Origin of the sequence: uncultured Campylobacter sp. (assembly GCF_938045345.1) — a bacterium.
In the GTDB taxonomy this organism is placed as follows: Bacteria; Campylobacterota; Campylobacteria; order Campylobacterales; family Campylobacteraceae; genus Campylobacter_B.
The window spans coordinates 38,940-47,139 of record NZ_CALIMS010000056.1 but is presented as its reverse complement, the minus strand read 5'-3'; the positions used below and the strand labels follow the sequence as shown (position 1 = coordinate 47,139).

General features: G+C 45.4%; 7 protein-coding genes and 1 tRNA gene. 7 read left to right on the top strand and 1 reads right to left on the bottom strand.

From position 1 onward, the window contains the following. Positions 1–881: hypothetical protein (locus tag Q0144_RS09765; RefSeq protein ID WP_298063820.1), on the top strand; the 881-nt coding region annotated here is incomplete at its 5' end. A 223-nt stretch (positions 882–1,104) separates the two neighbouring features. On the opposite strand, the gene Q0144_RS09760 is transcribed toward Q0144_RS09765, so the two are convergent. After that, the gene (locus tag Q0144_RS09760) at positions 1,105–2,370 is read right to left on the bottom strand and encodes a 3-isopropylmalate dehydratase large subunit (RefSeq protein WP_298063818.1); all 1,266 of its coding nucleotides are present in this window, start codon (positions 2,368–2,370) and stop codon (positions 1,105–1,107) included. Positions 2,371–2,467: 97 nt separating this feature from the next. Between Q0144_RS09760 and Q0144_RS09755 the strand changes: the two genes are divergently transcribed. From Q0144_RS09755 to Q0144_RS09730, 6 genes are all read left to right on the top strand, one after another. After that, positions 2,468–2,992, top strand: a complete 525-nt coding sequence (locus Q0144_RS09755) for a nitroreductase family protein (protein ID WP_298063816.1) — start codon at positions 2,468–2,470, stop codon at positions 2,990–2,992. Positions 2,993–2,997: 5 nt separating this feature from the next. Further along, positions 2,998–4,320 carry an NFACT RNA binding domain-containing protein gene (locus Q0144_RS09750; protein WP_298063814.1) on the top strand — a complete coding sequence of 441 codons (1,323 nt, stop codon included), beginning with the start codon at positions 2,998–3,000 and terminating at the stop codon, positions 4,318–4,320. 49 nt (positions 4,321–4,369) lie between these two features. Next, positions 4,370–5,134, top strand: a complete 765-nt coding sequence (locus Q0144_RS09745; RefSeq protein WP_298063812.1) for a phosphatidate cytidylyltransferase — start codon at positions 4,370–4,372, stop codon at positions 5,132–5,134. Continuing rightward, the gene (dxr, locus tag Q0144_RS09740) at positions 5,128–6,213 is read left to right on the top strand and encodes a 1-deoxy-D-xylulose-5-phosphate reductoisomerase (protein WP_298063810.1); all 1,086 of its coding nucleotides are present in this window, start codon (positions 5,128–5,130) and stop codon (positions 6,211–6,213) included. The genes Q0144_RS09745 and dxr overlap by 7 nt, the downstream gene beginning before the upstream one ends. Positions 6,214–6,398: 185 nt before the next feature. Next, positions 6,399–7,373: a DUF3137 domain-containing protein gene (locus Q0144_RS09735; protein ID WP_298063807.1), complete on the top strand. Its 975-nt coding sequence runs from the start codon at positions 6,399–6,401 to the stop codon at positions 7,371–7,373. A gap of 358 nt (positions 7,374–7,731) precedes the next feature. Then, positions 7,732–7,807, top strand: a tRNA-Val gene (locus Q0144_RS09730). Positions 7,808–8,200: the final 393 nt, after the last annotated feature.

Here is an 8,200-nt window from a genome sequence, read left to right as displayed (position 1 = left end):
TACAAATTTACTTATTTTTAATTCTAGTTATACCGATTATATATTATAAATTCGAGTCTTCAAGAAAATATATAGATTTTATATCCAATTATTTTGGCTCATCCCTCATTATTTATTTTATATCATACGTATTATATGCTATTATATCTATATTGAAAACAAATAAATTTAAAGATGATGTAAATTTATTTATATTTTTTCCTCTCCTTTTTGATTTTCTTCTTATGGTAATAATTTATTTTAGATGTAAAGAAATAGAATTACCAATACTTTTATGTTTTCTTATGATTGTTTTTATACCCAAGATGATTGCTTTTTTAACATACTTCGATTACAGAACAGTTTTTTGGCTTTCTTTCTTTATTATTGGGTTAGGTCCAATTTGTCTTTTAAGCCCTGATTTTGTAGGAATGATAAAACTTGCAAACTATAAAGCTAATTTTACAGTAAAAAATGGATTTGTTGAAAGTGAAAAATTGGATAAAATCCCACTATGCTTTAAAGATTATAACGATACTTGTAAAAATTTAAAATTAAGCGATGATAACAAAACGGCAATAAATAACCTTATAATAAAAGTCAAATTTGATGAGCAATATTTTTTTAAAGCCCAAGTACCGAAAGATGAATTTAATATAACAAAAGAGCGTATCATGCGCTATCAAGATGGGAATTCGACTGATATTTCACAGAAAATGTTTAAAATTTTTAAGGTAAAAGAATGCGAGCATAATTCCACTGTTTCTTGTTATATTGATAACGACAAGGAGGATAACATAACCATAAAGCATTATCATAAAGATATGGAAAATATCATACAAAACGAAAACGATAAATATTTTATAGAGTTTCCAATAAGAAAAGAAAATATATTAAATTGAGCGTTATCTTGCCTAAAATAGATGGTTTATATAAAATTTATATCACAATATATATTTAAAATTTCATCGGTTCGGTTGCAAAATTTCCGCGATAATCTGAATGATTATTTTAAATGCATGGGCGCTTTAATTTGGTATAAGCACAAATAAGCAGATCCGCAGATTTTTCAAACCGCGCAAGACAAATCTAATGTGTTGCGCGGCTAAATTTAAATTTTGAAACTTACAAATCCCTCGGATCGGCGATCTTGCCTGCAACGGCGCTAGCTGCGGCGACGGCTGAGTTTGCCAGATATACCTCGCTCGTTCTGTCACCCATACGACCGACGAAATTTCGATTAGTCGTGCTTACGCAGCGTTCATTCACGCCCAAAATCCCCATATATCCGCCCAGGCACGCGCCGCAGGTCGGGTTGCTCACGACTGCGCCCGCTTCTACGAAAATATCCCACAGCCCCTCTTTTTGCGCGGCCAGAGCGATCTTTTGCGTCGCAGGCGTGATGATGAGGCGGGTTTTGCGCGCGACCTTGCGACCTTTTAAAATTTGCGCGGCGATCCGTAGATCGGAGAGCCTGCCGTTGGTGCAGCTGCCGATAAAGACCTGATCGACGGCGATATCATCGCGCACTGCTTCGCGCACGCTCTTGCCGTTGCTAGGTAGGAATGGATATGCGATCACCGGATCGAGCCTGCTCACGTCGATTTCTAAAATTTGCTCATAGTTCGCGCCCTCGTCGGAGTAGTGAAATTTCGGCTCGGCGCGCAAATTTTTATCTGCCAAAAATTCCTTCGTGATCTCATCGACCGCGACGATACCGCTCTTGCCGCCCGCTTCGATCGCCATATTGCAAAGCGAAAATCTGCTATCCATATCCAAATGCTCCAGCGCGTCGCCGCAGAACTCCAAAGCCTTATAGCGCGCGCCGTCCACGCCGATAAGGCGGATCACCTCTAAAATAAGATCCTTGCCGTAGATGTGCGGCGCGGGCTTGCCGCAAAAGATCACCTTGATCGTAGGCGGTACTTTGAACCAATTCTTGCCCGTTATCATCGCGAAAGCTAGATCGGTGCTGCCCATGCCCGTCGCAAATGCCCCCAGCGCGCCGTGGGTACAGGTGTGGCTGTCCGCGCCGATGATGACGTCGCCGGGCACTACGAGCCCTTTTTCAGGCATCAACGCGTGCTCGATACCCATATCTTTTTCGTCGAAATAGTTTTTCAAATCGTGCTTATAAGCAAACTCGCGTGAAATTTTAGCTTGGTTTGCGCTTAAAATGTCTTTCGTAGGGATGTAGTGATCCATCACGATCGCAAAGCCGTCCGGGTTGGCGAGCTTTTTTGCGCCGCTAAGCTCGAACTGCTTGATCGAAATCGGCGTCGTGATGTCGTTGCCGATGACCATATCGATGGCGCTTTCGATGATCTGTCCCGCAAAAACCGCCTCGCCCACGTGCTCGCTAAAAATTTTCTCCGTGATCGTTTGCTTCATAAAATCTCCTTCGTATCGGTTAAATTTGCGCGATTTTAGCTAAAAAATCATAAATTTTTGCAATTTTATGTATAATTGAGCCGCAAGGAGCGAGACGATGGAAATTTTAGATATTTTTACAAACCGCAGAAGTGTAAGAAAATACGCGCAGGGACCGCTTGAGGATGAGGCGCTGGATAAAATTTTAAAAGCGGGCCTGCTTGCGCCGTCAGGGCATGCACGCCGCCCGTGGGAGTTCATCCTCGTGCGCGACAAACGGATGCTTGAGCGACTAAGCGCGTGCCGCAACAGCGGAGCGAATATGCTAAAACAAGCTGCGGCCGCGATCGTCGTGATCGCAGATACGCAGAAGCAGGACGTCTGGATCGAGGACTGCTCGGTGGCGCTAGGCTACATGCACCTTGCCGCAAGCGCGCTAAATCTCGGCAGCTGCTGGGTACAGGTAAGGCTGCGTGCCGCCGCGGACGGACGCAGCTGCGAGGAGTTTTTGCGCGAGGCGCTGGGCTTTCCGCCAAATTTCAAAGCAGAAGCGATACTGGCTCTCGGCGTGCTGCAGCAGCGCCCGAGCCCGCACGATCTGCAGAAGCTAAATTTAAGCAAAATCCATAAAGAGAAATTTTAACGCGTATGAAGTATCAAAACTTAATTCAAATTTGCGACTATCTACGCGCCAAACGCTTCCTTTCGCACATTAAGCGCGTAGGAGATAACCTTTTTAAAGTCTGCTTTGACGGCAATGAGACGCTGTTTTTCGATATGAATAAATCGGGCTGCAATATCCACGAAAATGACGCTTTTACCGAAGGTAAGGTTTACGCGGCGCCCTTTGACGTGTTACTTGCCAAGCGCTTCGTAAAATCGCGCATCACTTCCGTTAGCGTGCCAGAAAATAATAGAATTCTATGCCTTAGCGTGAGCCAAAACGCAAGCTACAAAACCCAAAGCTCAAATATCTACTTCGAATTTACCGGGCGATTTACCAACGTAATAATCACCGATGAAAACGATGTGATTTTAGAGGCACTGCGGCACTTCGAGACGGAATTTAGACAGATCAAGGTAGGAAGAAAACTCCGCCACCTACCGCCTGCAAATATTAAAGAAGCCCCCGTGCCAAAAATTTCGGACTTTAGGGCATTTTTTCGCGCGGAATTTAACGCGCTAAATGCGGATCGCTTAAACTCGCTCAAATCCGCAAAAATCACGGCGCTAAATAAAAAGCTAGACTCGGTGCGTGAGGCTTTAGGCTCTTTGCAAAGCAGCGCCGAACTACTGCGAAACGCCGAGCTTTTAGGTGCGAAAGCTGCCTTGCTAAAAGAAAATATCTATAAAATTCCAACTAGCGCGCGAGAATTTACGCTGCAAAAAGGAGACGCCGAAGCGGTAGAATTTAAGCTACAAAAGCCTGCAAGCGCCACTTTGGGCGAGCTTTACTCCGAGGCAAAGCGTCTGCGCCAAAAGGCTGCAAATATACATATCGAAGAGCAAAATTTAAAGGAGAAACTCGCGTTTTATGAGAATTTAAAATCGCTCGTCCTTGCCGCACAGGACGCACACGAGATCGAAATTCTAATGCCTAAGCGCACGCAAATTAGGCAAAAAAGCAAGGAAAAAAATAGCGAATATGTAGCGAACTTTTATCTAGGAGATTTTAAAATTAGCGTCGGTAAAAACGAAAAAGGCAATGAGTTCTTACTAAAAAATAGCTCCAAATCCGACTATTGGTTTCATCTTAAGGATATTCCAAGCGCACACGTCATCGTAAAGACAAATAAGCAAAGTCTAAGCGAAGAGGTAGTCGAATTTGCTGCTAAAATTTGCGTGAGCTTCAGTGCAAGTGGCAGCGGAAAATATCTCGTCGATTACACCAAACGTCAAAATGTCAAAATCAACGAAGGCGCTTTCGTAAACTACGTAAATTTTAAAACAATCAGCGTTTTAAAGCCGTAATAAGCGAGCTTGCAGTATAATTATTCAAAATAAATTCCAAGGAAATTCTATGAAGCAAAGAATAATCACGGCAGGAATTTTACTCGCCGTATTTTTGGCTCTAATTCTCATAAACGCCAGGTGGCTAAATTTCGCTGTATTTACGCTGATACTCGTGCTTGCGTTTTTTGAAAGCCTCAAATTATGGGATCTGGAGGAAACTAGCAAAAAGTGGCTCGCGCTGGCGATCGCGTTTTTTGCGCTGCTACCATTTACGCAAACCGATGAGCCCTTCGTCTCAGCGCTAAAAGTTAGCATCCTAATGATCCTATGCGTCGCCTCTGTCGTAGCCTTTACCAAGGGCCCCAGCCTAAAGATCACGCTTCCTTTCATCTATCCCGTTGCGCCGATATTTTTTATGTGGGCGGCTTACGATGATTTTGGGGAAGTTTTTCACTTCGTTTGGCTGATCTTTATTATCGTAGCTAGCGATAGTGGCGCATATTTTATCGGTAGAGCCTTCGGCAAAACTCCGCTAAGCGCCAGCTCGCCGAATAAAACCGTAGAAGGCGTGCTAGGCGGTCTTGCGCTCGCGCTTATCGTTAGCCTCATTTATGCGCGCATATTTACCAATATGCCGCCGCTTGAAATTTTAGGCAAAACCATCATCATAGCAATTTTTGGCGTATTCGGCGATCTGTTTGAGAGCTACCTAAAGCGCGCGGCGGGCCTTAAGGATAGCGGCGCGCTCTTTCCCGGACACGGCGGGATCTTAGACCGCATCGACGGCTATATGTTCGGCGCGATCGCGATGGCGATAGTCTATTCATGGTAGTTTTAGGCTCTACGGGCTCTATCGGCACAAACACCCTAGACGTAGCCGCGCGCAGCGGCAGTATGATTGAAGCGCTTAGCTGCGGGCGCAATATCAAGCTTTTAAACGAACAGATCGCAAAATTTCACCCTCGTCTCGTCTGCATCGCGGATGCGGAGCAGAAAAGCGAGGTAGATCACGAGCGGGTATTTTGCGGCGCGGATGGAATTTTGCAGATGCTTGCGGAGTGCAAAAGCACGACGGTCGTAAACGCTCTCGTAGGCTTTGCGGGCATGATGCCCAGCTTAAAGACCCAAGAGTTCGGAAAGAGGTTGTGCCTTGCCAACAAAGAAAGCCTCGTCGTCGGCGGGAAATTTCTGCAAACGGATAAAATTTACCCGATCGACAGCGAGCATTTCGGACTGAAATTTTTACTTAGCAACGCCAAAATCCCCGTTTCGCGCCTAATCATCACGGCTAGCGGCGGCGCGTTTTACGACGTGCCGCTAACGCAGCTGGGTTCGCTCACGCCGCAAAATGCCCTCAAGCACCCCAACTGGAAGATGGGCGCGAAGATCACGATCGACAGCGCCACGATGGCGAATAAGCTCTTTGAGGTGATCGAGGCGTTTTGGCTCTACGGCACGCGCGAGATCGATGCGCTTATCGAGCGCACCTCGCAGATCCACGCGCTGGTCGAATTTGCAGACGGCTCTACGACGGCGCATATTAGCAGAGCCGATATGCGCCTAGCCATCGCACACGCGATGTTTAGCGGCGACGTACGGGAGCAGATCACCGCGCCCGTGGATCTGTGCGCGCTGCGACCGATAGAGCTTAAGCCGATCGACGAGATGAAATTTCAAATTTTTACCCTCAAAGACGCGCTGTTAGCAAACCCCGATCTCGGCGTCGTCATCAACGCCGCAAACGAAGCGGGCGTAAATGCGTTTTTGCAGCAGCGGTGCTGCTTTACCGACATTGCGCGCGTGGTGCTAAAGTGCGCGGAGAAATTTAACTCGCCTAGCGTAACGGATGCGGATGCGCTTGCGGCAGTGGACGCGAGCGTGCGAGCGTATGCAAACGAACTGCTGAAATAAATTTTTTAATCACGGGATTTATGCTACAAGTTGAGCGTGGCGGCAAATTTCACTGCGCGCGGCTCGCGCAAGCAGCCGTAAAATTTAGCGGCTCTAAACAGCGTGCGCCTATTGCGCTGTATCGGGCGCAGATTTACGCTGTGCCGCAAGGTTGCGCCATTAAATTTAATAATTAGAGGTTGGGCGTGGATATTAAAACCGTCATAGAGTTAGAAAAGCAGCGCAAGCAGCTTAAGAAAAGTCGCAAGCTTTGGAAAATTTTAAGTTATCTCGTAGCGTTTGCGGTGTTTGGTCCGATGCTCGCGCTCGCATTGATAATCATCTTTCTTAATTTTCCAAAACTCGATCTCGGCGTAGAGAGTTTATTTCTTTTGGTCACGTCTATTTTAGCAATAATCGGCATGCGGGACAAATTTTACGAGTGGATTTTCGAGCGCAAAACCGAGCGGTTTGTGCTGCGATACAAAGAGCTTTATCTCAAGCCCTATATCGAAAGGCTGGGCTTTTCGTATAAAATGGGCGCGCTTTTTCAGGAAAAAGAGGTAAGAGCAAGCGAGATATTTGACGGATTTGATAGATTTCGCGCGGATGATCTGGTTTACGCAAGCGCGGACGGAGTGGATTTTATGTTTTGCGATATAAGGCTGGAAAAGGAGACCGGTAGGGGAACTTCATCGTTTTTTAAAAAGAGTTACACTACATTTTTCGAGGGGCCTTTTTTTGTGGCAAATTTTAATAAAAAAATTGGCTCCGATGTTTTTGTTTTTTCGGGCCCGGCGGCACCCACAGGCATAGATTTGCCGCCGTCTGCACTACCGCGCAAGCTATGGAGCAGCCGCAAAATCCCGATAGATAACGCGGACTTCAATGCAAACTTTTCGGTTTATGCAAGCGATACGGTGGCGGCTATGTATGTCCTGACGCCCGCGCTGATGGAGAAAATTTTATCTCTTAAACAGCTTGTAAAATCCGATATCTCGCTGAGCTTTAAGCAAAATAAAATTTATATCGCGATAGCTCGCGGCGCCGACAGCTTCGAGCCTAGCTTGGATCAGCCGATACTCAATGCCCGCATCGCAAATGATATCAAAGCGGATCTGGACGCGATGCTGCAAATCGTAAAAATTCTAAAGCTGAATAAAAAAATTTGGACGTCTTAACGGGCGCAAGGCGGAGCGAGGCAAGCGGGCGAAATAATACAGGGCGAAGCAAGGCGAGTAGATGAAACGAGGCGGGGTGAAGCAAAGCGACTAGATAAAACAAAGCGGAGCAGAATAAGGTAGAGCGAAACACGCGAGCGTCGTGCAAGCGTGATAAAATTCCGCGTGGGATTGCGAAATTTAGTTGCGGGATAGAATTTTGCGCGGAGCTTCGGCATGGTGGTGAAATTTTGCGCAAAATTTCGACGGCATTTTACGTCGCGGCGAAATCTTGTATAGAATTTCGGCGGAATTTCACGAAAAGTTAAAATTTGCTTGCTATTGAGAGATTTTTTTGATATACTGCCGTTTCTTTTTTGGCCCCGTAACTCAGTTGGTAGAGTGTCACCTTGACATGGTGGAAGTCGTTGGTTCGAGTCCAATCGGGACCACCATTTAAGCTATCTTTAAGTTTCAGTCACTTCTTTTTACTTCTCTTTAATTCCTGCTTAAGTTGTTTTCAAATTTTAATCCACTTCATTTTCGCGCACAGCGCCTGCCTTAAATTTAGTTATTCCAACATCTTTCATTTTTATTTTAGATATAATTTTTCCCGAAATACTATGAGATCGATTAAGCGATCAATGAGATGAATTTTTATCGGCAACCGATTAAATTTAGAAAGGAGTATCGGCGCTATATGGGACAGTATGTTATAAAAACATTAGATTACTGCACAGAAAAGGGACTGCAGCTACAATGGGAAAAGGACTTCGCGATCTCCGTCAATACTCCAGGAAACGAAGTTACTATAAGGGCAAATAAAAGCAGACTTATATCTCTTGCCA

What these genes read in the sequence shown, in the direction of transcription:
- Q0144_RS09760 (WP_298063818.1), bottom strand. Translation starts at nt 2,370, where the DNA reads ATGAAGCAAACGATCACGGAGAAAATTTTTAGCGAGCACGTGGGCGAG.
- Q0144_RS09755 (WP_298063816.1), top strand. Translation starts at nt 2,468, where the DNA reads ATGGAAATTTTAGATATTTTTACAAACCGCAGAAGTGTAAGAAAATAC.
- Q0144_RS09750 (WP_298063814.1), top strand. Translation starts at nt 2,998, where the DNA reads ATGAAGTATCAAAACTTAATTCAAATTTGCGACTATCTACGCGCCAAA.
- Q0144_RS09745 (WP_298063812.1), top strand. Translation starts at nt 4,370, where the DNA reads ATGAAGCAAAGAATAATCACGGCAGGAATTTTACTCGCCGTATTTTTG.
- dxr (WP_298063810.1), top strand. Translation starts at nt 5,128, where the DNA reads ATGGTAGTTTTAGGCTCTACGGGCTCTATCGGCACAAACACCCTAGAC.